The 26,892-nt window shown below is 37.7% G+C and carries 17 protein-coding genes and 2 pseudogenes; 11 read left to right on the plus strand and 8 right to left on the minus strand.

Translation table 11 applies throughout. The features are described 5' to 3' along the window. The first annotated feature begins 25 nt into the window (after positions 1–25). From MCS_RS04995 to thpR, 5 genes and pseudogenes are all read left to right on the plus strand, one after another. Positions 26–1,809 (plus strand): annotated as a pseudogene (locus MCS_RS04995) (stimulus-sensing domain-containing protein). Between the two features lie 23 nt (positions 1,810–1,832). After that, positions 1,833–2,297 carry an HPr kinase/phosphatase C-terminal domain-containing protein gene (locus tag MCS_RS05000; RefSeq protein ID WP_004856167.1) on the plus strand — a complete coding sequence of 155 codons (465 nt, stop codon included), beginning with the start codon at positions 1,833–1,835 and terminating at the stop codon, positions 2,295–2,297. A 142-nt stretch (positions 2,298–2,439) separates the two neighbouring features. Beyond that, positions 2,440–2,829 (plus strand): PTS sugar transporter subunit IIA, encoded by a 390-nt coding sequence (locus MCS_RS05005; RefSeq protein ID WP_004856168.1) that lies wholly within the window; start codon positions 2,440–2,442, stop codon positions 2,827–2,829. Between the two features lie 23 nt (positions 2,830–2,852). Beyond that, positions 2,853–3,158: an HPr family phosphocarrier protein gene (locus MCS_RS05010; protein ID WP_004856169.1), complete on the plus strand. Its 306-nt coding sequence runs from the start codon at positions 2,853–2,855 to the stop codon at positions 3,156–3,158. A gap of 646 nt (positions 3,159–3,804) precedes the next feature. After that, positions 3,805–4,326 (plus strand): annotated as a pseudogene (gene thpR, locus MCS_RS08705) (RNA 2',3'-cyclic phosphodiesterase). Positions 4,327–4,455: 129 nt separating this feature from the next. On the opposite strand, the gene grpE reads toward thpR, so the two are convergent. Beyond that, the gene (grpE, locus tag MCS_RS05015; protein WP_004856170.1) at positions 4,456–5,106 is read right to left on the minus strand and encodes a nucleotide exchange factor GrpE; all 651 of its coding nucleotides are present in this window, start codon (positions 5,104–5,106) and stop codon (positions 4,456–4,458) included. A gap of 119 nt (positions 5,107–5,225) precedes the next feature. Next, positions 5,226–6,296, minus strand: a complete 1,071-nt coding sequence (gene hrcA / locus MCS_RS05020; RefSeq protein ID WP_004856171.1) for a heat-inducible transcriptional repressor HrcA — start codon at positions 6,294–6,296, stop codon at positions 5,226–5,228. Between the two features lie 315 nt (positions 6,297–6,611). On the opposite strand from hrcA, the gene rdgB reads away from it, so the two are divergent. Next, on the plus strand, positions 6,612–7,259 hold the full coding sequence (gene rdgB, locus MCS_RS05025; protein ID WP_004856172.1) for an RdgB/HAM1 family non-canonical purine NTP pyrophosphatase: 648 nt from the start codon (positions 6,612–6,614) through the stop codon (positions 7,257–7,259). After that, complete coding sequence (gene hemW, locus MCS_RS05030; RefSeq protein ID WP_004856173.1) at positions 7,256–8,455, plus strand: radical SAM family heme chaperone HemW; 1,200 nt, start codon at positions 7,256–7,258, stop codon at positions 8,453–8,455. The genes rdgB and hemW overlap by 4 nt, the downstream gene beginning before the upstream one ends. A 363-nt stretch (positions 8,456–8,818) precedes the next feature. Here hemW and dapE read toward each other — a convergent pair whose 3' ends face one another. From dapE to MCS_RS05045, 3 genes are all read right to left on the minus strand, one after another. After that, positions 8,819–10,009 carry a succinyl-diaminopimelate desuccinylase gene (gene dapE / locus MCS_RS05035; protein WP_004856174.1) on the minus strand — a complete coding sequence of 397 codons (1,191 nt, stop codon included), beginning with the start codon at positions 10,007–10,009 and terminating at the stop codon, positions 8,819–8,821. 204 nt (positions 10,010–10,213) lie between these two features. Next, positions 10,214–10,981: a M48 family metallopeptidase gene (locus tag MCS_RS05040; protein WP_004856176.1), complete on the minus strand. Its 768-nt coding sequence runs from the start codon at positions 10,979–10,981 to the stop codon at positions 10,214–10,216. A 3-nt stretch (positions 10,982–10,984) separates the two neighbouring features. After that, positions 10,985–11,794, minus strand: coding sequence for an alpha/beta hydrolase (locus MCS_RS05045; protein ID WP_004856177.1), 810 nt, complete (start codon positions 11,792–11,794; stop codon positions 10,985–10,987). Between the two features lie 174 nt (positions 11,795–11,968). Between MCS_RS05045 and infC the strand changes: the two genes are divergently transcribed. Both infC and MCS_RS05055 read left to right on the plus strand, forming a co-directional pair. Beyond that, complete coding sequence (gene infC, locus MCS_RS05050; protein ID WP_004856178.1) at positions 11,969–12,487, plus strand: translation initiation factor IF-3; 519 nt, start codon at positions 11,969–11,971, stop codon at positions 12,485–12,487. Positions 12,488–12,708: 221 nt separating this feature from the next. After that, positions 12,709–14,475 (plus strand): ABC transporter ATP-binding protein, encoded by a 1,767-nt coding sequence (locus tag MCS_RS05055; RefSeq protein ID WP_004856179.1) that lies wholly within the window; start codon positions 12,709–12,711, stop codon positions 14,473–14,475. A 27-nt stretch (positions 14,476–14,502) separates the two neighbouring features. On the opposite strand, the gene MCS_RS05060 is transcribed toward MCS_RS05055, so the two are convergent. Together MCS_RS05060 and MCS_RS05065 are read right to left on the minus strand one after the other, a co-directional pair. Then, entirely contained in the window at positions 14,503–19,149 is a 4,647-nt protein-coding gene (locus tag MCS_RS05060; protein WP_004856180.1) for a translocation/assembly module TamB domain-containing protein, read from the minus strand. Next, positions 19,149–21,107, minus strand: coding sequence for an autotransporter assembly complex protein TamA (locus tag MCS_RS05065; RefSeq protein ID WP_004856181.1), 1,959 nt, complete (start codon positions 21,105–21,107; stop codon positions 19,149–19,151). The genes MCS_RS05060 and MCS_RS05065 overlap by 1 nt, the downstream gene beginning before the upstream one ends. 389 nt (positions 21,108–21,496) lie before the next feature. On the opposite strand from MCS_RS05065, the gene MCS_RS05070 reads away from it, so the two are divergent. Continuing rightward, positions 21,497–23,029, plus strand: coding sequence for a YifB family Mg chelatase-like AAA ATPase (locus MCS_RS05070; RefSeq protein ID WP_004856182.1), 1,533 nt, complete (start codon positions 21,497–21,499; stop codon positions 23,027–23,029). A 12-nt stretch (positions 23,030–23,041) separates the two neighbouring features. Here MCS_RS05070 and MCS_RS05075 read toward each other — a convergent pair whose 3' ends face one another. Then, positions 23,042–23,911, minus strand: coding sequence for an ABC transporter substrate-binding protein (locus MCS_RS05075; protein ID WP_024864143.1), 870 nt, complete (start codon positions 23,909–23,911; stop codon positions 23,042–23,044). A gap of 429 nt (positions 23,912–24,340) precedes the next feature. Here MCS_RS05075 and gyrB point away from each other — a divergent pair, with 429 nt between their 5' ends. Then, the gene (gene gyrB / locus MCS_RS05080; protein ID WP_004856184.1) at positions 24,341–26,773 is read left to right on the plus strand and encodes a DNA topoisomerase (ATP-hydrolyzing) subunit B; all 2,433 of its coding nucleotides are present in this window, start codon (positions 24,341–24,343) and stop codon (positions 26,771–26,773) included. Positions 26,774–26,892: the final 119 nt, after the last annotated feature.

Here is a 26,892-nt window from a genome sequence, read left to right on the forward strand (position 1 = left end):
AAAAATTTGAATGGCAATCAAATCAATGACAAAAAATACGCAAATGGAAACTCTACAAAAAAAACATCAAAGGGCACTTCTTCAAGGCTATTTTCTACGCTTGTACGCTTTCTTTTTCGGATACAACGCCTCCTCAGACAATTACTTTTTTCTAGTTTGACGCGCCGCATTGTTATTTTAAACATTGCAGCTCTTGCTATTCTAGTTACAGGAATTTTATATCTTAATCAATTTCGCGACGGTTTGATTGAAGCGAAAATCAAAAGTTTATGCACCCAAGGAAAAATTATTGCTGGAGCCATTGCTGCTTCTGCAACAGTGGATAAGAATTCTATTCTCATTGACCCCCAAAAACTTCTAGAATTACAAGCTGGAGAAAGCATAACACCCGCACCTCAATCAATTGATTCTTGGGATTTTCCGATTAATCCTGAACAAGTTGCCCCTCTTTTACGACGCCTTATCACACCAAAAACAACAAGGGCACGTATCTATGATCGTGATGCCACCTTGATTCTTGATTCGCGTGTTCTTTATTCTAATGGCGAAGTTTTCAGCTATGACCTACCTCCACTTAAAACTGAACAGAACCTATGGGAACGTACCTATTCATGGTTTTCAAGTGCACTGTACGGTAATGACATTACTCTTGATAGAGAACAAAAACAAAATAATGATATTGCTTATCCAGAAGTTTACCGAGCACTTAATGGATCTCTTGCTACCGCTAAACGACGTAATAAGCAAGGTCATTTAATCGTTTCTGTTGCTGTACCGGTTCAACGCTATCGTGCTGTAGTAGGAGCTCTTCTTCTTTCAACAATTGGATCAGATATTGATAACATTGTACAAGGTGAAAGACTAGTTATTTTTAAAGTCTTTTTCGTTGTTGGAAGCGTACTTTTAGTACTTTCCCTATTTTTAGCCCATACAATTGCTCACCCATTAAGTAAATTATCTGCCTCTGCTATCCGTGTACGCAATGGCAACAATAAGCGCGTAGAAATTCCTGATTTCTCAAAACGCGAAGATGAAATTGGCCATCTTTCTGCTTCTATACGTGATATGACCAATGCCCTTTATATGCGTATTGAAGCTATTGAACGTTTTGCTGCTGATGTAAGCCACGAATTAAAAAATCCGCTAACCTCACTTCGTAGTGCTGTTGAAACTCTCCCGCTAGCTAAAAATGAAGAAGCACAAGAACAGTTGTTAGAAATTATTCAACATGATGTGCGTCGTCTTGACCGTTTGATTACCGATATTTCTGATGCCTCACGGCTAGATGCAGAGCTTGCACGTGAAACCGCGCAGATTGTCGATATGACATTGCTTTTAGAAAGTCTTGTGCACGCTGTTCATGAAATATACCGTAATAGGCAAACCATTGATATTAGCCTTAATATTATTCCACGTCCTCATGGAAAAGCCTATCTTATTATGGGACATGAACTCCGTCTCGGTCAAGTGATTTCCAATCTCATTGAAAATGCACGTTCTTTTATTCCCCACGATAGTGGTAAAATTTGTATAACTATGAAGAGCCATGCTTCAACCCTCATCTTAACCATTGAAGATAATGGTCCTGGTATTCGTTCAGAGAATGTTGAGCGCATTTTTGAACGCTTCTACACTGATCGACCAAACGAAGATCCTTTTGGACAAAACTCTGGACTCGGCCTTTCTATCAGTCGGCAAATCATTGAAGCGCATAATGGGACAATTACAGCTGAAAATATTGTTGACCCAGAAATTGAAAATAGTAAAACTGGTGCACGTTTTATTATCAGACTTCCCTTTGCAAAATAAACCTTTTATCCAAAGCAAAAGGCATGACAACAAAAAATGAAATACTGCATGCAAATTGCCTCCAATTAGGAGGGAAAGGGCTATTGATTATAGGACCATCTGGTTCAGGAAAGTCAACTCTTACTCTTTCTTTGCTTGACCGTGCTGGTTGGTCAAACCGTGAAGCAAAACTTATCAGTGATGATTATACAATGCTCTGTGTGAAAAATGGAAAACTTTACGGATACACTCCAGAAGGTTTGCAGGGTGGTATAGAAATTCGCGGCGTTGGGCTTTATACAATAGAGTTTGAAAAACAAACAGTTATTGATTGTGTTATTCTTCTTGGTCCTGAGTATGAACGTTTTTCTACAAATCAAACGTTCCAATTTGCAGATATACACATTCCTCTTTTAAAACTTCCTAGCCTTCATGAGGCAGATTGTACGGCTATTTGTCAGGCCATTGAAGCATTCTTTTTTAGAAAAATATGGTTGAAATCTGTCTAATTTAAAAAAAAAGAAAAAAAATCACTATTTTTGCCTTTTTTTTGCAAATTTTTCTTGGCAGCAGAGGAAAGCCTTGTAAAATACCCTTTCCACCATATGCTCACTATATGTTGGATCTTTAGTTAACAGGAGTTTGTGTAAAATGATTGGACTCGTGCTTGTAACGCACGGTGAGCTGGCTATTGAATTTCTACATGCTGTGGAACATGTTGTTGGAACACAGGAAAAATTCGCAACAATATGTGTCCACCCTGATGATGATATTGATCAACGCCGAGGTGATATTGCAGCCGCAGTTTCCTCTACAGATACAAATCATGGTGTAATCATATTAACGGATGTGTTCGGTGGAACACCATCAAATATGGCTATTCCTGTTATTGAAAAAGGACGCGTTGAAATGATTGCAGGTGTTAATTTACCAATGCTCATTAAACTGATTTCTATTCGCCAATGCCCTGATATTTCCTTAACAGAGGCTTTAAGAATAGCACAGGAAGCAGGGCGCAAATATATTAATGTTCCAGTATGATTTTATAGCGGAAATTAACATTGATGCTTTATAAAGACACTCTTCCATCTACACTAACTACACTAAGTCGCCATTTCAATATCTGTAATAAACGTGGATTGCACGCACGTGCTTCTGCGAAATTTGTACAAACAGTTGACAATTTCAACGCCATTGTTGAAGTTGAAAAGGATGGAAAAATTGTTGGCGGCTCATCGATTATGGGACTCATGATGTTAGCTGCTTTACCTGGTTGTTACGTAACTATTCACGTTTCTGGACCAGAAGCAATTGATGCTCTCGACGCTATTGAAAAACTTATCAACAATAAATTTGGAGAGGAAAATTAGAACTTTTCGCAAAAAACATGATTGCTCTAGGGGAAAAAGAGTGTCTTTTTTATGTTATTATTGTGATTGGTTTCTCGTTTTTCTGCTAGTAACACTAGTACTTGTACTCATTACGAATAAGATGCTTTTAGCGTTACAATTCTCGTAGATATAAGAGTTGGTGGTCGTTATGTTGTGCATAAATGTCTCACTTAACTTCCTTTCTCAGCAGAATTAATTTCATTCAAATGGTTTGTTGAACATTATAACTATCACTGTACTATGCCCCTCATACTACACAATACTAATTATAGAAAAAAGATAACTATAATATATTAGAACAACTTAAAATCTGCTTTTGATAAATGTAAAATGATCTCATCATAACCCTATTTGTTTTTAAGCTATATCTACAACATTGAAAATAAAAGCTACTAGACAACCCTCTCATAGCAAATTTGACCATATAATTCACACAAGCGCTACTCTCATTGACATTGTGATCACTCTCTTAAGATTAGCTTTATGAATTCATATATATAATTATGCTAGCCATTTTATAGACATTTTTTATCTGCACTATCACCTTACTCTTAGCGATGTACTTCATTCTTACCTTATTGGCTGTCGCATTCGCAGTGGCGTCTTTTCATCGTAAGGAAATATCATATCCCGTTTTTTTAGTGCTCTTCAGATCCCTCAAAGAATGATAAACACACTCATATCGCTGCAAACCAGCCTACCAAAACGCAGTGGATTAATTCACAAAACTTTCATATTATATTATCTTTTTTTGGTGATATTGAAAATGCTATAGAAAGTGAACTTATATCTGCTTTTGACACAATAAAGCTCTCCTTTTTGTGCTATGTGGAAATCGTTTTGAAATTTTTAGTTCAAAAGAAGCTCACCATTCTCTTGTTGTCTGGGGTGAACCTTGTAAATTCTCAGCTCTTTTCACGAAAAAATTCAATCTATTCAAAGCTGTTTAGGATTAACTCCTGATGAAAACGCGTTTATTTCACATATCACAATTGCGCAATTACTCAATATTAAACCTGAGAATCTTCTCTCTTACCTGTCTTCTCCAGGCAATTTTTCATTTTCTCCTTTTGAAATCAATCATCTTGTTTTATTGTTATTGCCACCTACCATGAGCGATGACCCCTATATTGTAAAAGAAAGATGAAAACTTCAGCTATAGAGGGACTTTTAAATACCCTTTTGCACTCTTTCTGCTAAATACTCTGAAAATGTGAGGCTACACATCAGTATCATAGCCTCACGGTAAAACTGTATATTTAAAACCGAATCAAATTCATTCGGCAGAGGATTCTTTCACGCCCCCTTTGGCTACACCAACTATAGCGGGACGAAGAACGCGTTCACCAATAATATATCCTGCCTGAACAACTTTCTGAACAGTATTATCTGGCATATCAGAATTAGGAATTTCAAACATCGCTTGATGAAAGTGAGGATCAAACTTTTGCCCCTCTGGATAAATTTTCTGTACCCCGTGACGTTCCAGCGCTGCTATCATTGCACGCTCAGTCATCTCAACACCTTCAGCTAATGTTTTTAAACCAGCATCATTCTCCCGCGCACCTTCTGGAATAGCTTCCAAAGCACGATTAAGATTATCAGAGACAGATAACATATCACGCGCAAAATTTGCTATTGAATAAGCCTTTGCATCAGCTACATCACGCGCGGTACGACGCCGGAGATTTTCCATATCCGCAGCTAAACGTAAAAGCTGATTTTTCAGTTCTTGATTTTCCCCCCGCAAAACAGTTAAGGGATCAACACACTCATTGCCTTCCTCTTCAATCTCTGTACAAGTTTCTGCTTCATGCGCTTTTAACAATTCATCAGCAGCTTGTTTCAGAGCACTACGATCAGCTGAATTTTTTAAATCGCAATTCTCCAATGAAGCGTCAGTAAATTTGTTTTTTCCATCAGACATAAAATTCCATTCCTTCATAAGATTTGTTACTCTCGATATCGAAATTTTACAAACAAAAATCAAGAGGTATTTATGTATCTTATACAATGAGTATCTACATAAAATATCACTTAGTCGTTTTAACGCAATAACTGTGATACAAGTTGAGCTGTGTAATCAACCATGGGAACAATCCTTGCATAATTAAGTCGTGTTGGTCCAATGACACCCAAAGCGCCAATAACTCTTTGTTGTGAATTACAGTAAGGCGCCACAACTAAAGAGGAACCAGAAAGCGAAAACAATTTATTTTCTGAACCAATAAAAATACGAACCCCTGAACCTTCATCCGTCAAATCAAGCAGTTGTGCCATACTTTCGCGTGTTTCAAGATCATCAAACAAATGCCGTAATCGCTCTAAATCTTCTTCTGCCTTTACATCTTCAAGCAAATTGCTCCGTCCACGAACAATAAGATGTATTTTATGATGAGCATCTTCTCCTCCCCAAAGAGCTAACCCCGTTTCAACAAGATTATGAGATAAATCATCAAGTGCTGCACGCGTTTCTGAGCATAAACGTGCAATTTCCTCTTTTGCTTCACTTAACGTACGCCCTTGAATATGAGCATTGAGAAAATTCGTTGCTTCTGTCAATTGAGCATGAGTAACACCTTCTGGTAAATGAACAATACGATTTTCAACCTCACCTTTTTGCGTCACTAAAACTGCAAGAGCATGCTCCCTATCAAGACGTACAAATTCAATATGCTTCAACGTCCCTTCATATTTTGTCGCTAAAACGAGCCCTGCTCCACGTGAAAGATCTGAAAGAACTTGGCTGGCTTGGATGAGAAAATGCTCAACTGTTTGTGCATGACCAGCCTCTTTGACTTGCGTTTCAATATTCTCGCGCTCTTCGCTTGGCAAATCACCCGCTTCCATAAATGCATCAACAAAAAATCGTAAACCTGATTGTGTTGGCATTCGCCCCGCAGATACATGAGGTGCATAAATCAAACCGAGATGCTCGAGATCACTCATCACATTACGAATCGTCGCAGGTGATAATGTTTGTTGCAAAAGCCGCGAAAGGTTTCGTGATCCTACAGGCTCACCATCATTAAGATAAGCCTCAACAATATGACGAAAAATATCACGTGAACGTTTGTCAAGACATTTTAATTCATCAGCAATCAATTTGTGCTTCATAACTTTTCATTCATTACTTTTAAAATACTTCCCCTTTATATAAGTTTTGCCAAGATCTGGTCAAATAATCTAAAGCAGTGCAAAATATATTCCATATTTATCATGAAAAACACTATCGCAAAACAGAAAGGTAATTCTCTTTGTCTCTTTAATCATTATCCTTATAAAATATGAAAGATTTCATTTAAATAGAATATCAATAAACAAGTAAAAAATCATGTTTCGTAAAATCTAGCAAAACACATATCACATAATCGTTTAAGCTGATTCTCAGCATAAAAAATGACTACCCTTTTCATTTTTGGAGAAATGTATATGAGAAGCATAGTAACAAAAAAACTCGTTATTGCTACACATAACACCGGCAAATTGCACGAAATTACTACATTGATTGCTCCCTTTGGTTTAACAACAGTCTCAGCAAAAGAACTCGGTCTGCTTGAACCAAAAGAAACGGGAACAACATTTGAAGAGAATGCCTATATCAAAGCTTTTGTAGCTGCAAAAAAGACAGGGCTTCCTGCCCTATCTGATGATTCTGGCATGGAAATAGATTCATTGGGTGGTGCACCAGGTGTTTATACGGCTGATTGGGCTCTCCAACCTGATGGTACACGTAATTTTCCAAAAGCTATGCAAAAAGTAGAAAATGAATTGCAAAAAATCAAAGCACGCGAAAAAAACCAACGAAAAGGCCGATTTATATCGGTTATTTGCATTGCATGGCCAGATGGATATGCGGACTATTTCCGTGGTAGCGTTGAAGGTACATTCATTTGGCCTCCACGTGGAGATAAAGGTTTTGGTTTTGATCCTATTTTTTTACCAGATGGATATGAAAATACTTTTGGTGAAATGTCAACCGAGCAAAAACATGGTTGGAAACTTAATGATAAAACACCTCTTTCGCATCGCGCACGCGCTTTTAAGATTTTGGCAGAAAACCTTTTGGCATTCTCATGAATGAACCTTTTGGTATTTATATTCATTGGCCCTTCTGTGCTACCAAATGTCCTTATTGTGACTTTAACTCACATGTTCGTGTCCATGGAGTTGATCAACCACGTTTTGTCACCGCCTTTGAACGCGAAATAAAAACGCAGTACCAGAAAATAGGTCCACGTCATGTTACGAGTATCTTTATTGGCGGAGGAACCCCTTCCCTTATGACACCTCAAACTGTTGATGCTTTGTTGTGCGCACTCGCCAAAACATGGACAATCGACAATAAAGTTGAAATCACACTGGAAGCAAATCCATCAAGTGTGGAAACAGAGCGCTTTCGTGGATACCGCATGGCAGGTGTTAACCGTTTGTCCTTAGGCGTACAAGCTCTCAATGATAAAGCACTGCGAAAACTTGGCCGCCTCCATGACGTGAAACAAGCGCTTTATGCTATTGCTTTAGCGCGGAAAATCTTTCCACGTCTATCCTTTGATCTAATTTATGCTCGTCCTGAACAAACACTTGAACAATGGAAATGTGAACTTTTTCAAGCTATTGATTTAGCCGCAGACCATCTTTCTCTCTACCAGCTAACTATCGAAGACGGAACTGCCTTCAAACGACTTCATTCTGCAGGAAAACTCATCCTCCCTACTTCAGAACACGCAGCAGACCTCTATCAGCTTACCCAAGAAATAACTGCATTGCATGGACTTCTAGCCTATGAAGTTTCTAATCATGCTCTCCTCGGTGCTGAATCAGTACACAATCTTCTTTACTGGCGTTATCATGAATATGCCGGCTTTGGTCCAGGGGCACACGGACGCTTTATCAAACGATCACCGGACAATTTTTCTCTCTTTTCAAAAGCTCATTCTTCTCAAACTGAAAACCGTGAACGTTATGTCACAATCAATGAAAAAAAACCTGAACATTGGCTCGAATTGGTAGAAACAAAAGGGCATGGCTGTATCGAAACAGAGCAACTAACCATAGAACAACAGGCAAACGAAATGCTACTCATGGGCTTGCGGCTTTCAGAAGGTTTGGATCTTACGCGCTATGAAACATTAAGCTCAAAAAGTTTACCAATAGAAAAGCTTATCAATTTACAACAACAAGGACTCATAGAAATGATAGGAAACCAGCGCTTAAAAGCTACAACCACAGGACGCATTCTTCTTGACTACATCATAAGCCAACTCGCAAACTAATCTTACATCGTCCATAAGTTCATAGTTTCAATTTTGGCTTGCACAATAAAGCTCAAGAACTTGTTTTTGACGATCTAAATTGTCTTTTTGATCATGACTGCATACACATACATAAGCTATCATTCTGCGTTGAATCGTTCTCAGAAACGAAACAGCTCAAATCTCAGCTTAAAGAGATCATAATGGCAATGCCCCCTGGCTATATGGTCAGAAATAATTGCATCTTCTTTCTCCCAACAGCATAGAATGTCAATAAAACACTAAAAGCTTGAGCCACCTTACTTATCTCAACAAACCTATCATAATAGATATTATTATAAGTAAACTGTTAAAGCCCCTCTATAGCTTTAATGCGCCATGATATTAAAAGCTTTCATTTTTCAATGCAAAAAAATCAATAATAAAACGCTCATAAATAGAAGTGAGACTTTCCATTGCATCAAGAGTCACACATTCATCAACTTTATGCATAGTTTGCCCCGGTAAACCCAACTCAATCACAGGACAATAATCTTTAATAAATCGCGCATCTGAAGTACCCCCTGAAGTTGAGCATTCTGGTATATTTCCTGTCACACTTTCAATAGCATTGGACAAAGTTTTAATGAGCTTATTATTTTTAGTCACAAAAACACTCCCTAAACTTGGAATCCATTCAAGCTGATAGTGGAGTAATTGATTGCTGTTATTGTTTGATTCTACTGAAGCAAGTCGCTTTTCAATTTCCATCACAAGCGTTTCTTTTGTCCAAAGATCATTATAGCGTATATTGAAACAGATTGTTGTCTGCGCAGGAATAATATTTACTGCGGAATTACCTGTATCAATAGTTGTTAATTCCAAATTACTTGGTTGAAAATCTTTTGTCCCTTGATCCAAAGCAGTTTCAGTCAATGCTTGAATAAGCTTATTTGCTAAAGGCAATGGATTAGCTGCCCGCTCAGGAAAAGCAACATGACCTTGGCAACCTTTAACCGTAATGATACCAGAAATTGATCCTCGACGACCGATTTTAATCACATCACCAACAGTTTTTACACTCGTTGGCTCTCCTACAAGAGCTGCGGTCCATTTCTCACCTTTTTGTTCTGCCCATTTAAGAAGCTTGACCGTACCATTGATCGCAGGACCTTCTTCATCACCGGTAATCAGAAGGCTTACCATTCCTTTAATGGGATGTTTTTTAAGAACGCGAGCCAATGCTGCAACAAAACAAGCAATCCCGCCTTTCATATCAACAGCACCTCGTCCGTATAATTTTCCCTGATTTATTACACCTTCAAAAGGAGGATACGTCCAGTTTTCCAATACACCTGGTGGCACAACATCCGTATGACCAGCAAACATAAGATGCAGTCCTTCTCTCCCTATCTTGGCATAAAGATTTTCAACATCCGCTGTATTTTTATCCTTAAAAACGGGGCGTTCAACATTAAACCCCATCTTTTTTAGAAATTGTTCCAAAGTTGATAAGGCTCCTGCTTCATGGGGCGTCACAGAAGGACAACGGATAAGCGCTTGTGATAGCTGAATAGGATCTGTAAGGATAGGCATAAGCGCTCTTCCAATCTAAACTAAGAGTTATCAGAAATTATTAAGCTGAATTACAAAAAAGATAAAGAAAAAACATTGAAGACACTCAGCAAACCAAGCAGGGGAAGACAATCGTGCTGAGGCTTCAATGACCCCTCCGCCATATAGACGAAGCATATGCATAATGAAGTACTCAACAAAAAGTTCCATCAAATGGTGTTCTCTTCAAGATTTTTTCATATTTCCAGACTCATCCAACCGATATGAATGAAAATTGATAGCTTGCAGCATATGACCATTTTCCTTCAACCAAGCGCGATATGTTTTACTTTCTGGACAAAGTTTTTCACAAAGAGTCCAAAATTTTGGTCCATGATTCATTTCAATGAGATGGGCAACCTCATGCGCAACAACATACTCAACAATTTCTTTTGGTGCCATAACAAGACGCCAAGAAAAAGAGAGCCGCCTATCTATTGAACAAGATCCCCAACGGCTTTTAGTATCTTTATAACAAACTGACTTCACTTTACGCTCTACTTTATGTGCATAATATGTAACCAATGGCGTTATAGTAAGCGCAGCCTGTTTTTTTAAAACATCAGCAATACGCCTTGGCAAATATTCTAATTGTCCATAAACGACAATTTGAGATTCTTGTCCCGCATCCCCTGCGATGATTTCCGTCACCCCACGCCCTGCTCTGTGTCTTATGGTATGTGCAACACCCAATAAAGGAATCGTTGCGCCCTCTTTGAGATAAGAATGTTCATAAGAAACGCACACTCGAGTAAGACGCGCTTCAATCCAAAATCGGTGCTTTTCAATAAAAGCCTGAACTGAACAAAGACTTATCGCTGGTGGTGTGATTACGCAAATTCGCTGTCTGCTTGCATCAATACGTAATGTGAGACGACGTGCACGCTTATGTTCACGTACCTGTAAAGGCACAACGCAATCAGAGAAAATAAAATGCTGTTCATAAATGGTCATACATTATATCTTCATCATCAATGAATTCGACCCTTCTCCCGCATTAATCCGGTCAATTAATGACCTCAATACCGTTTCGAGGCAATCCAAATCTTGCGGACGCGAAAAGCGATGATCTGCATCACGAACGAGTGTCAATGTCACATCATTCAAAGGCAAATGATTAAGTAAGGTCATAGTATGCTGATAAGGTATCTCCACATCTTCCATCCCTTGTAGAATATGGACTGGACATCCAACATCTATGCATCCCCTCATGACGCAGTTGTCTCTGCCGTCTTCAATAAATACTTTTGTAAAGGGAACCGGCTCCGTATAACTAATCTCAGATCGTTCAATATGCTCTGTCTCTTCTAAAATTTTCCACCCCTTTCGACCCAACCCTGATTCTATCAATGTTTGTGTAAAATCAGGAGCCGGCGCAATCAAGATCATACCAGCAAGCTTCTTATTTCTTTGTGCTAGTATCATAGCAAGCTTCAGAGCAATCCATCCCCCCATAGAGGTACCAATCAAAATTTGCGGCCCTTCACAATAAGTTTCAAAAACCGCTAAACTTTCTTTAACCCAGCGTGAAATCGTTCCTTGAAAAAAATCACCGCCTGATTCTCCATGCCCAGAATAATCAAAACGTAAGCAGGACAAATCATTCTTCTGAGCAAAACTATCAACCAACATAGCCTTATCCCCTGACATATCGGATAGATAGCCATGAAGCCAAACTAAACCTGGAGAATGACTGCCTTTGCGATAACGTACTGCAAGAGCAGTATCTTCAAACGAAAAAAATTGGCAAGAAATATTTTGATTCACAGTTCTTTTCCTCCATAAAACATTTTCTCTATAATAAAAAATACATGCCGAAAATCCATAAATCAAATAATAAAAAGGCTGGAATTCTAGTTGTTTTTCTGTAGATAATTGTATATTAATACGCCATAGATGAATCAGAATTAAGGAGCATAAACCATTCGTAGACCGTTTAAAATGACGCCTACCCAGAAGGATGGGCCACGTTCAAATCAAGATATTCGAGTCCCCTGTGTTCAGCTTATCAACGATGAAGGACAACATCAGGGGATTGTTACGATACAAGAAGCGCTTGCTATGGCTGAAGATGTTGGGCTTGATTTGGTTGAAATTGTACCAAACGCAGATCCACCTGTCTGTAAAATCATTGATTTGGGTAAATTGAAATATCAAACCCAAAAGAAAGCAGCTGAAACGCGTAAAAAGCAAAAAGTCATAGAAATCAAAGAAATCAAAATGCGGCCAAATGTTGATGTCCATGATTACGGCGTCAAACTTAAAGCTGTCCATCGCTTCATTGATAACGGTGATAAAGTGAAAATTACTTTGCGTTTTCGTGGTCGTGAAATGGCGCACCAAGATCTAGGATTAAGGCTCCTTCAGCGGGTTAAGGAGGATACAAGCGAAATCGCCAAAATTGAATCTGAACCAAAACTTGAAGGACGTCAGATGATGATGGTGATAGCTCCCAAATAGTTTGCGAGAAAATAACTTAGAGTGTGTAATCTACTCTAAGTTAAGAGCTAAACACAAAAATATAATTTAAAACACCGCAGGAAAACATTGTGGTGCTTTTTAAAGTTGATGATTAGTGTGCATCTCATCGTAAAAGAATGCTTTTTATAAAAAAGACTAAACATCTTTAAGAGAGTGCTTCAATCTTGCATAAAGCAAACGATAAAATGTAAAAGCACTACATGATTAAAAAACAAATTTCCTCTTTTGATAAATATATCATTATCCGTCTTTTACGGGAAAATTTTCATAAACACGTATATTGGTACGGTGCAGCTATTTTTTCAATGATTATTATTGCCTGTACAACTGCAGCAAGTGCTTGGATGATGCGTGATGTTATCAATTATATTACTGATGCACAAAACTTTGCTATGATTATTTTAGCTTCTAGCATCATTGCTTTCATTTTTATTCTCAAAGGCATTGCAACTTTTGCTCAAACTTATTTTCTAAGCAAAGCAGGAAACAGCATCATTGCTGAACAACAACGAAAAATTTATACGCGTTTTATGGAACAAGGAGTCTCCTTTTACCAAAATAATACTTCATCTGATCTTCTTGTTCGCATAACCCACAACGCCGCAGCAGTTCGTAATATCATTGATACCATTATCACAACTTTTGTGCGTGATTTGCTTTCCGTTATTGGCTTGTTGCTTGTTATGTTTATTCAAAATTTTGCGTTAATCACCTTTACCTTAATAGCAGGACCACTAATTTTTTTAGGCGTTCGAATGGCTTTAAGACATGTTCGCAAACTCGTAAGAAAAGAACTTTTCTCACTCAGTGAAATAATCAAAATTGTACAGGAAAGTACTGTTGGTATCCGAGTCATCAAAACTTTTTCATTAGAAGAATTAATGAAAACACGCATGAATAAAGCTATTTGTGATGCTGAAAAACAAGCAAATAATATTGCAAAGCTTGAAGCCATTACCAATCCAATTACGGAAACACTTGCTGGTATCGCAATTGCCGGTATTCTCTGTTTTTCGGGATATCTCGCAAATCACCGAACAGGTATTCAAGGTGAATTAATGGCTTTTATTGTTGCTTTGATTCTCGCTAACGATCCTATAAGAAGACTTGCAAATGTACGTGTCAAAATTGAATCTGGCTTGGTTAATATACGTACGATGTTTGAAATACTCGACTATCCTCTTACAATTATAGAACATGAAAACGCTAAAGATCTGAAAAAAACACAAGGGACTATTCGTTTTGAAAATGTCTCCTTTGCATATACAGATAATCAAATGGTGTTGAAAGACATCAATCTTGAAATAGAACCCAGAAAAATGACAGCATTTGTAGGACCTTCAGGTTCAGGAAAATCAACCCTTATCAACCTTATCATGCGCCTTTATGATCCAACACAGGGACGCATATTAATTAATGATCAAGACATTCGCTACAGCACATTTCGCTCCCTTCGAAAACTTATGGCATACGTAGGGCAGAATACTTTTCTCTTTCAAGGAACTGTTAAATATAATATCGGACTTGGAAAAGAAAATGCTAGAGATGACGACATTATCAAAGCAGCAAAAGCAGCCAATGCGCATGACTTTATTATGAATCTCCCAAATGGTTATGATACACAAATAGGCGATAATGGTGGTAATCTTTCCGGAGGACAAAAACAACGACTTGCCATCGCCAGAGCAATGCTTCATGATAGCGAAATTCTCATTCTTGATGAAGCAACAAGTGCGCTAGACTCACACACTGAAGCACAAATTAACGAAGCACTTCATCAACTCACAAAAGGACGCACAACAATCATCATTGCCCATCGCCTATCAACAATTGCTCGTGCCCATAAAATTGTTGTCGTACAAAATGGACAGCTTATTGAACAAGGCTCTCCAAAAGAATTGCTGGCAAAGGAAAATAGCTTTTACAAAAAACTTCATAATATACAATTCGAAACAAAAATATTCTAATAAAGTGGAATTTAAAAACGTCAATCTTTAATAATCTTTTTCATAAAAGAGACCAATACTAGAATTTTTTTCATTTCCTATGGCGCCTTTTGCTTTGAGATTACGCGAAATGTCCAAATTAATTGTTCCCTTTGTTAATCCATTCGCTCCCGCTTCAAGGCCTAAATAAATATTATTATGTATATAACGCCCAAGGCGTAAACCTGTATTTCCTTTTTCATCAGTGATAACATCAAGATCATCAAGTCCAATTTTAGTTCGTAAAGCATTCAATAAAGATATATTAGTATTACCAACAAGATCCGCTGCTACCGTCGCAAGCTGAGCAATCTGAAATGCTGATAGTTCACTAAGAGAACGCTTAAAAATTAAACGCGCTAAAATCTCATCCTGTGGTAAATTAGGTTGTGAAGAAAAATTAACACCAAGATTATCAATAGTTCCACTTACAGTGACAGTAACATTAATATCACCACTATTACTGGTAGTCACAAAATAAACAGTAGGATTAAGATTCCCACTAAAACTCGCTTGTCCTTGATTAAAACTAAGACGTTGTGAAAGAATATCAAAACGTCCACGAATCATCTGAAATTCACCCACTGGATGCACATCGTTCAATGGACCTGTCAGATTAATACGCCCTCCCAACTCAGTATCCAAACCTTTCCCACGTACAAAAAACTGATTGAGAGCAGTAATCCGCATATCTAACTGTACAACAGAAGAAGATTTTTTAGTGACATCACGGTTATGGCTATAGTTTTTAATATCAGCACGCTCTAGCGTTTTTTGAATCGGTTTGGTTAAATTTTTATTTTTAATACCAAGCAACTTTACATTTTGAAAATGATCAGGAACTATAATTTCAGCTTTTTCAACTGTAACTTCCCCACCAACAACAAGATTATTTACAAAATCACCCGTCATTTTCATCGTGCCTGATAAAGTTGCTAAAATCATAGAGCCATCATTATAATTAGCGCGATCAAGATGAATAACTAAATCCGTTTGTAGATCATTTGTGATATGACCAGAAGCAGAAAGATTCCCCCCTTCAGACGAAACAGCAGAAGCTTTCTCTATAAGAATATGACTGCCATTAAATTTGCCTTCAATTTTTATATTGTTCAACCCTAAATTTGTTTGTGAATCAATGAAACTACCATCAACTATAGAAAATTTTCCATCCAGTTGTGGCTTAGATAGTTTACCATTTAAAACTGTATCAATTTTTGCTGTTCCCGTTATATGCGCACCATGTTTTGCTAATAATAGATCAATAAAAACAAGGGGCATTATCCCTTTAATATTTAATCCAGCCTCTAAATCATTTAGAGAAATAGGACCATTTATGGAAAAATCTAATCCTTTATCTCCCGTTGCTACCATATGCTCAATATGCAATGTCGCTTTTTTATAAGAACCACGCGCACTCACATTTATTGGCATAAGCCCATCATACGTTGCGACAGTCAAACTTGTACTAGAAAGCTCAAAATAAGCAGATGGATCCTTTATTGACCCACCAATATCTATTTTACCTATTACTGTTCCTCCAAGCGCTTGACCTTCAATAAAACCATTAACCAACCGCGCAGATAACTCTTGTAAATCGACATGGAGATCAAGATTATTTGTATCTAAAAATACAGAACCTTTTGTTTGTGCTTGCATCCCCTCTCCCGTTAAATTTGCATTCACAGTAAGGATTTTGTCTACCGTTTTACCTGTAGCAGAAAACACAAAAGGCGTTATTTTTTTATCTTGAAGAGCAGTCGTAGTCAGTCCTTCTCCCTTTATATCATAGTACACATTTGGATTTTTATAATGACCATCAATCATGATCTGTCCTGTTAGAGTGCCAACAGCACCAAGATCGGATTTCCATAAATTAGCCAAAGCAACAGGAAATGCATTCATCGTAAGACCTAGATTAAGACTATCCTGAATACTACCTGAAAGCATAATCTGGCCTCCATCGACAGAAAGCCCTAATTCCTTTACTTCTATTCCGTTTTTATTAAAAACAATCATAGCCGATTTAGGCAATGTCGCGTGAAAATTGGAACGTTTCACATCTATGCTTTTAATCTGTATTTCCTGTTTTATACCTTCCGGAAAATTTACCGCCATTACACAACCGGAAAGTTGTGCATTGGTATCATTATGCAACATCGCTTTAACAGTAAAACCCGTCTTGCCATTATTGTGACTGGCGTGAGCATTTAACTGATTGATCACTATAAAAGGTGTTTGAATATTCTCTGCATTGATAAAACCTTCAAATTGTAACAAGCCAAAAAGATCAAATATGTCAGTCTCTACCGCCAATTTATTAATTTTATTCTTGGCAAAATTCAAATGATCAATATGTGCCTTCAGACTGGCTTTCTGCTTGCCATTTTGCCCGTCAAAAATAACATGCCCTTTTACTTTTCCACTACCTTCTTGCAACAACAAAGCAGAAAGCACTGAAATATCATCAGCATCAATATGTAAAGCCCCTTTTACAAAACCTTCAAGAGTTTGAGAAAGAGTTCCTGTTATCTTTGCATCCCCTCCCCTTATATTAATATTCTGAAGTTGTCGAATTTGTTTAGAATCTTTGAAAGAAGCAGATACATACAATGGTTTATTAGCAAAAACTCCTTCACCTTTTACAGAACCCGTTAACAAAGTAACGGGCGATGTATTGTCCATAATTGCCTTAAGAGTGAATGTTGTATTCTGGAGATTTTTCCCCATTAAAAGTGCTCTAGCAACATGAGTATGTGCGTTAAGTTTTATAAGATTATCTTTCCCTTTAGCACTACCCCAGACTGTGATCGTACCACCCATATTCGGATGTAATTTGGCAAGATCAGATATTTGAGCATACAGATCCATCTTTGCATTTTCACTTGAAAAATAACCATTTGCTCGTATGTTTACATATTGATTTTTCAAATCAAAACGACGCAAAACTAAATCTGTCTTGTTCCAAGCAGCCCCACCTGAAAATGTAAGATTTCCTTTGAATAAACGATCAAACGATTGAACACCTACCTTCAGGTTATCTGCTATTCCTGATAATTGAAGATCAAAAACACCATTCATTAAACCAACAGTTCCTTTGGCTTTAATATCTGCACTACCAGAAAATGACTGTTCGCTGAACAGATCCAAAAGTGTTAATGCTTGTGCTTTTAAACCGAGATCACCTTTAAAAATAAAACGGTCTACTTTTCCTTTTAACCAAGCAGAAAAATCTTGAGCCATAATACTAAAATTATGAATCATAATCGGTTTTCTAGCAACAATATCAGTATCTAGATGTACATAAACGGTTTGTTTTAAATCTTCTGTCAATGCCTCCTTAATCTTTGTAATTCCCTGTAGCGTTCCATTAACCTGAATACCAACGTGACGAGAAGCAACATCATCAAGATTTTCACTCACCCCCCCCATATCAAAAATCACATCACGAATATGTACATTTTTATTGCTCAAATTATGTACAGCAAACCGCCCTTTCCAAGAGGATTGCCCTTCGCGACCATAGTCAATGGTTAAAGCAACATTCTCCGCACGCGTTAAATCCTCTAGCACCGATAAATGAGTAAATTCATTTTTCTTTTCAAGAGACACTGCACCATCAACAAAAAGCCTCCGTAAAAATCCATCAGCCATTATTTCAGCATTAGCAACAACATTGATTGTTTTTCCTTGAATGACCATATGGTCAAGATGTACTGCACCTTCTTTTGTCATTCTCGCTTCTGCTTTCAGCGTGACATCAGATTCAAAAAAACTACGATACTGAGGAGAAATCAAAAATCCAAGTGAGCCCACAAGCTCACTAGAAAGACTATAGCCTTCTGAAATACTTGCAAGCTTAATATTACCATCTAAAATAAGATGATGATCAGCCTCTAAAGAAAGCTTAACTACCAAATCATCAAAAGAACCATCGCCTTTTATGGAAAAACTTAATGCAGGATGCTTCTCAATGTTAAAGACATGAGCCAGAATACCGTCCTGCGGCTCATAAGTAGAAATATCAATTTTCGCTGTACGGTCGCTATTGGATATTTTTGTGAAAAAAGAAAAGGAACCTGGTGCATCTAAACGGTGCGCTATGATTTTAGCATCAAAGTGATCATTGGCTAAAATTAAATGTCCTTCTAAGGATATATTAGAAAAAAGACCAAAAAAATCCTTCTCAAATGCCACACGCTGAGCTGTAAGCATATTGATAGAAACATCTATAGGCAATTTTGGTAAAGAAAACAGCTTCATTTCACTGGAAAAAGTAGAAGAAGATCCGTACGGTTTTCGTAAAAACGTAATCTGTTCCACCAAAAGCTCATTAACTTCCATCCGCCCTTTAAGCAATGCTAGGCGGTTCCAATCCATTTTAGCATTGGCGATTTTAAGCCAAACCCCTTTCTTATCACTAACAGTAACAGTGCCAATCGTCGTCTGAGAAGACAGCATTCCCTTGACATTATACAAACGAACTTTGTTATTAGGTGTTGAAAGTTTACGTTCAATCAAAGATATAGCCCATGAATGACTATCCTCTGTTACTTTTCTGAAAGATGAAATGTCTAGCAGCGCAAAAACAAGAATGCTTAGTAAAAGAAAAAAAAGCCCAAATAACAAAATCCACAAACGTACTCTTTTTTTCATTAGAATGCTTGTCCTATACCCACATAAAAACCAACACGAGGATCACCTTTCTCTCGCCAAAAAGGAAAAGCTAAATCAATGCGCAAAGGACCAAATCCCGTCATATAGCGACCTCCAATACCAGCTCCCCATTTGATTTTTTGCGCAAAATCAACAACTGCTTTCTCCCCGATGAGACCTCCATCAATAAAACCAACAAGCCCCATCTTATCATTTAAAGAAAAACGCAATTCTGCTGATCCCTCAATAAGCGCACGCCCACCAACAACAGCATTATTTTCCGTTTTTATACCAATATTACGATAAGCATAACCGCGAACAGATCCACCGCCACCAGAAAAAAAGAGCGTATCCGAAGGTACTTCGGCTGTATTACTTCCAACAATTGTTCCAAGCTTTGCCCGTGCGGCAAAAACAAAACGATCCTTTTCATCCAATACCCAATAAGAACGACCTTCCATGGTCATCTTTGTCACAAAATTGCTAAAACGCATTTCATAAAAAGGTTCAAAAATCACTTCACCATATAAACCTTTTGTTGCATTAAATTTGTTATCACGACTATCGTAAGTTAAATTACTTGGAAATCCAACTGTCGTGAAATTACGCTTCCCAAAATAAATATCTTTTGAAGAACTATTAGAAACCTCTATAGCAACCTGCCCTGATAGATTGTTATTGAAGATATGTGTCATACCTAACTTTCCACTGATGGCTCTTGTTGTGTAATTGTCTAGGACATCTTGCTGCACTTTCAGTTCAGTTCTAAGATCCGTATCAGGAGTTAGTATACCAGGTTTTATAAATGTACCTCCAAAAAGATAATCAAAGTTCTTAAAGTTATAGGAGTTTTCCTTATTGCTACCAACACCATTTATTTTCATCTCAATTTTAAGGCGTTCTGCATGGCCAAAAAGATTATTATGTATCCAATATGTTTCGAAACCTGCACCATCTAACGTTGAATAACCACCACCAACACCAAAACGTCGTGGCTTACGTTCTTCTAAAACAAGTGTGAGCGGTAAAGTACCATCAGGGTTAATTGACTCAGCCTCACGTATATTCACCGCACGAAAAACATCAAGCCGTGCAAGTCGCTCACTTGCTTTAACCAATGCATCAGAATCGTATTTTTGACCTGACTTTAATCCTGTCATCCATGCAATATAGGCTGAATCTATACGTGGCCGCTTACTGACATTCTGCACGCTTAAAGAACCGTAATAAGCTTCTCGTCCTGGATCAACCATGATTCGTGCATCAATAAGACGTGCTGCATGGTCAGCAATAATTTCACGATTCATAATTTTAGCTTTAGCATAACCTTGACGACGCCATCCCTCAATCGCCCATCTTTCTGCTTTAAGAATGATTTCAGATTTAGCAATACCCCCAACTTTATAGCCTAACTCTTCAATTGTAGGTATTCTATTGTCTCTTGATTCTATGAATGGGGAAACTTTATCGATATCTGCAATATTAAAAACATATTGGGGACCAGCATCAATCGTAATAATAATATTAGATTGTTCTGGAAGTTGCGCCACAGGACTCAAATCTGCCGCTTCTAAACCATTAATCCGAATGCTAATAACACCACCGTAGCGCCCATCAGCATAAAGAGCAGAAAGAATTGCGCGATAATCTCCACGGGCCTTAGCCAACAAACCAGAAGAACTCAATGATGCTTTATTTTTATCAGCAACTAGAGAAGATACAGCTTTAACTATTTTAACTCCTTCTGAAGGAGCTCCCTGTGGTGCAACAACTACAATTTTATAAAACTTTTCCGTACTATTTCCATCAAAAGAAGTTGCCTTTTTTTGACCAAACAAATGAATACCGAAAAGCTCAAATGCTGCAAGCGGTTGAGAAAAAACAAAAATAAAGCACAAGCTTATAAATACACAGCGCACGGTGTCTGATTTTAATAATTTCCCTGTCTGATATATCATCTAAATCAGATACCTTTAGTATTCTTTTACTATAAATAATATAGAGCAAAAAAGAGAAATATGCTTATTCTAGATATTGTACATGTTTGATCACATTTTTAATATAAAATGATAATCCTTTTCCCATATATTCACAAAATCCAGAACACTTTTGCAATACAAATAACTTCACTCTTTGTTTTTCCTAGCATATTTATTTTGCTCATTATCAATTTTTTACTGCGTTGCATACCATTATGGTTAAATTTGTGCAAATAATCATCCATGATTGTATGGCAAAGCATGCTTACGTATATAGATCTGATTCTTCAAAAAGCCATACAAACACTGCTTGATTTTTATGTGTAAATATGATTGTTTCCTTACAGTCAAAAAAGGGGGAGAGTTTGATGATCGCGCGTGTTACGACTGTTGCTTTTCGCGGTCTAGAAGCAGTACCTGTCGATGTACAGGTTATGATTTCCTCTGGTAAAATAGCAATGGCTATTGTTGGACTGGCTGATAAAGCAATCGCAGAAAGCCGTGAACGCATACAAGCAGCTCTTCATGCTTGTGGACTTTCTATGCCTAATAAACGTGTTACCATTAATCTTGCGCCAGCTGATTTACCAAAAGAAGGATCGCATTATGATTTGCCAATTGCCGTAGGTTTAATGCTTGTTATGGGAATTCTCCCTCCAGAAGTTGCTCAAGACTATATCATTTTAGGCGAATTATCACTGGATGGGTCTATTACAGCCGTTAATGGTGTTCTACCAGCTGCAATGACTGCTTTATCATGCAATAAAGGACTCATTTGTCCTTATCAATGTGGACCTGAAGCAGCATGGGTAAATGCAGAGATGAACATTCTCGCACCAGAAACTCTTCTCACTCTGGTTAATCACTTTAAAGGAACTCAAATTCAAAAACGTCCACAACCACGCCAATATACAATCCAAACTGAACTTCCAGATCTTTGCGAAATAAAAGGGCAAAAAATAGCCAAACGTGCATTAGAAATTTGCGCAGCAGGACGGCATAATCTTTTATTTGTAGGACCTCCTGGCGCAGGTAAATCTATGTTAGCCCAGCGTTTACCTTCCATTTTGCCGCCGCTTGATAGTCGTGAACTTTTAGATGTATCTCTGATTGCTTCTATTACGGGAGAAACAGTGCATAATACCCTTTCTCTCCACTGCCCTTTTCGTGCCCCACATCATTCTGCTTCCATGGCAGCAATGATTGGTGGTGGACTCAAAGGACGTCCAGGAGAAGTTTCACTAGCACATAATGGCGTTTTATTTCTTGACGAATTGCCTGAATTTTCCCCGCAGGTTCTTGATTCTCTTCGACAACCTTTAGAAAGTGGAGAATGTGTTATCGCCCGTGCTAATCACCATATCAGCTATCCAGCCCGTATCCAACTCATTGCTGCAATGAATCCTTGTCGATGTGGTATGGCAGGTGAAAAAGGTCATGTCTGTGCGAAAGGAATACGCTGTCAAATTGACTATCAGTCGCGTATCTCTGGTCCTCTGCTCGATCGAATTGATTTACGGATTGATGTCCCTGCTTTAACAGCTATGGATCTTATGCAACCAGAACAATCAGAAAAAAGCTGTGATGTCGCAAAACGCGTTGCACGGTGTCGTGCCATTCAAAGTAAACGTTTTATGGCACTGGGGTTAGATCATATTCGCACCAACGGCGACTGCCCTGCTAAAATTATAGAACAAATTGCTATTCCTGATAAAAATGCGGCCACATTGTTACAAAATGTGAGTGAAAAAATGCACCTTTCTGCACGCGCTTATCATCGTATTCTTAAAGTTGCACGCACCATTGCTGATCTCGATGAAGCAAACCAACTTTCACGCCATCATATTGCGGAAGCTATTTCCTATCGTCTAGGCAATGAAAGATTAACAGTTCTTAACTAAAAAAGAAAAGCGTTAATAAAAACTAACTGGAAAATAACGCAAATAAAGCTCCACAAGTTTTCCATCATCTTCTAAAGACTTCAAAGCATAATTGAGCATACTAACCAATATTGCATTCTTTTTTGCAACGGCAAGCTGCATACCCTCTCCCAATAACTGTGGAGCTATGTACGTTCCTCCAACAAAATGGCAACAATCATCAGACCTTAAATCGTTTAACCATAGAGATAAGGCAAATCCATCATCGAAAATAAGATCAATTTTATGCTCCTGTAATGCTTTATAGAGCTCCGCCCTCTTCTTAAATCCTTGCCATTTAGCTTCAGGAAAATAACTATGAAATAACTTTTCGTGGGCACTCTTTAACAAAAATCCACTATTTAAATGTACAAGTTTATCACTTATAGGTTCGTCGAGATTCATAAATCGAGAAGCAACAAACCGTGCAGGAAAACGCAAATAAGTTCGCGTAAAATCAAGGTATCGATGTGTTTCAACTGTTTCTTTTAAACCAGCTATAATCACTTCTGCATTACCATTTCTAACATGATCTATAAGCTCTTCCCAAGGAACAACTTCCACCTCACAGAGTTTCTCAAGGCTTAATTTTGCGCAAATAGCACGCAATAAATCGATATTATAGCCTGCAAGATGCCCTGTTTTGTCAAGAAAGTTAAAAGGAGGAAAATCAAAAGTTGTTACGAAACGTAAACGAATTATACCTGTTGTGTCAGGTTTTTCTAAACGTTGGTGTGAATCAAAAAAAGAAGGTAGTCTTCCAGCTTTTTCAGCATTTGCGAAGGATGAAGAAAGAAAACTCCATGCTATAACTGAAACGCCAATAAAAACATTGAATAAATTTATAAGTTTCTTTATTCTCAAAATTCTTGCCCCCATTTTTCAAAATTAAAAGTAACTCTCTTCAATAATCATTAATATCTAACGCGTTTTATTGAAATGTCTGGCACTTTCATAAATTAAAATGCTCACCCATTTTTATAAGCATTAATTTCCTATATACTATTTCAAATAGTGATATAAAATTTCAACAAAAAATATCCTCAAAAAGCGCATTCAAAAGTCATTTGCATTTTGGAAAAAACAATCTTTTTAGTATAAATATTTTGTGTATTTTTTTCTTGAATTATCATGGACAAAAATCATTCTCTCTGTTCCAATGACAGATGTTGAATATAGATCTGATATACGGTAAATGTTTAATATGGTTATTCCATAAATAACTGGTTAGAATATTAAGCTTAGAAAAAGCCGCTGGAATGTTGTAAATTGAATACAGAAATGGATTAACTTATGAGTGATGAAATAACCTCACCAGCACATAATGATGACTATGATGCTGCTTCCATAAAAGTACTCAAAGGTCTTGATGCTGTACGCAAACGTCCTGGTATGTATATTGGAGATACTGATGATGGATCAGGCTTGCACCATATGGTCTACGAAGTCGTAGATAATGCTATTGATGAAGCTTTAGCTGGTCATGCTACACTTGTAAATGTCACACTCCATTCTGATGGCTCTTGTTCTGTTCGTGATAATGGACGCGGAATTCCAACCGATATTCACCCAACAGAAGGTATTTCAGCAGCCGAAGTTATTATGACTCAACTTCATGCTGGTGGGAAGTTTGACCAAAATTCCTATAAAGTTTCAGGTGGTTTACATGGTGTTGGTGTCTCTGTTGTTAACGCATTGTCTGTTTGGTTACAACTACGTATTAGGCGCAATGGCAAAATCCATGAAATGTCATTTACGCATGGAGTTGCTGATTGTCCACTAAAAATTGTCGGTGATTGCGATGCGGAAAGCGGAACAGAAATCAGATTTTTGCCAAGCTCTGAAACCTTTACTATGGTCAAATTTGATTTTGAAACTTTGGAACGCCGTTTGCGAGAACTCGCTTTTTTAAATTCTGGTGTACATATTCTCCTTGTTGATCAACGCCATGCCGATATTCGATCAATTAAACTACATTATGAAGGTGGATTAATTGAATTTGTTAAATACATTGATCAATCGAAAAAAGCATTGCTTGATGATCCTATTTACATCACAAATGAAAAAGATGGGATGAGCGTCGAAGTTGCTCTCTGGTGGAATGATTCCTACCATGAAAAGGTCTTATGTTTTACGAATAATATTCCTCAACGTGATGGTGGAACCCATTTGGTAGGTTTCCGTAGCGCTCTTACACGCCAAATTAATGGTTATGCCGAATCTTCAGGGATTGCAAAAAAGGAAAAAGTTAACCTAACCGGTGATGATTGCCGTGAAGGACTCACAGCTATTCTTTCTGTCAAAGTCCCAGATCCCAAATTTTCTTCACAAACAAAAGATAAATTAGTGTCTTCTGAAGTGCGCCCTATTGTAGAAAATTTGGTGAATGAAGGACTCTCAGTGTGGCTAGAAGAACATCCTAATGAAGCAAAAATCCTTACAAGTAAGGTCGTAGAAGCTGCAGCAGCACGGGAAGCAGCACGCAAAGCGCGCGAGCTCACACGACGAAAAGGAGCTCTTGATATCACCTCTTTACCAGGAAAACTTTCTGATTGCCAAGAACGTGATCCTGTAAAATCTGAAATCTTTATCGTTGAGGGAGATTCGGCTGGTGGTTCAGCAAAAAGTGGGCGTTCACGTCAAAATCAAGCAATTTTACCTCTACGTGGTAAAATTCTCAATGTTGAACGGGCACGCTTTGACCGCATGCTTTCCTCTGATATGATTGGAACACTTATCACAGCTCTTGGAACGTCTATTGGTAAAGATGAATTTTCACCGGATAAATTACGCTATCATAAAATCATCATTATGACCGATGCTGATGTTGATGGTGCACATATTCGCACCTTGCTACTTACTTTCTTCTTTAGACAAATGCCCGAACTCATTGAGCGTGGACACCTTTATATTGCTCAACCTCCCCTCTATAAAGTAACACGTGGAAAATCTTTTCAGTATATTAAAAATGAAGCAGCATTTGAAGAATTTTTGATTGATTCTGGACTAGAAGAAACTGCTTTAGAACTCTCAACAGGAGAAATCCGTACTGGTGCTGATTTGCGCCAACTTGTAGAAGACGCACGTGTATTACGCCAACTTCTAAATGGTCTTCATACCCGCTATAATCGCAATATTGTTGAACAAGCAGCAATCGTAGGAGCTTTTAATCTTGAATCCTTTACAACACCGGAAAAAGCGCAAATAACTGCAGACAACGTAGCACATCGTCTTGATTTGATCGCAGATGATATAGAGCGTGGTTGGAGTGGTCAGTACACATCAGATGGAAATTTATGTTTTGAACGCATTTTGCGTGGGGTTAAAGATGTTATTACCCTAGATGCAGGACTTATAAATTCAGCTGATGCACGTCAAATTGATCGTGTTTCCAGAAATCTTATAGAAATATATAGCCCTACCCCTCGCTTACATCGCAAAGATAAAACAGAGCCTATTTTTGGACCTATATGTTTATTAGAAAGTATTTTTACGAATGGTAAAAAAGGTATAACTCTTCAACGTTATAAAGGACTTGGAGAAATGAACGCTGAACAGCTCTGGGAAACAACCCTCAATCCTGATGCGCGTACTCTTTTACAAGTTAAGATCAATGATGCAACCGATGCAGATTCTCTCTTTTCTCGTTTAATGGGTGATGAGGTCGAGCCTCGAAGAGCTTTTATTCAAGATAATGCCTTGAGTGTTGCCAATCTTGATATCTAAAGGTACTCTTTTGTTCCTAATTGTATAAACGTTACTGTTTTATACATCGCTTTTTCGTATTTGAATATTCTCTCCATATTTCATTTACGATAAAAGAAAAATAAGGAAGGGTCATGCGT

The sequence above is a fragment of the Bartonella doshiae NCTC 12862 = ATCC 700133 genome (assembly GCF_000278155.1).
GTDB lineage: Bacteria > Pseudomonadota > Alphaproteobacteria > Rhizobiales > Rhizobiaceae > Bartonella > Bartonella doshiae.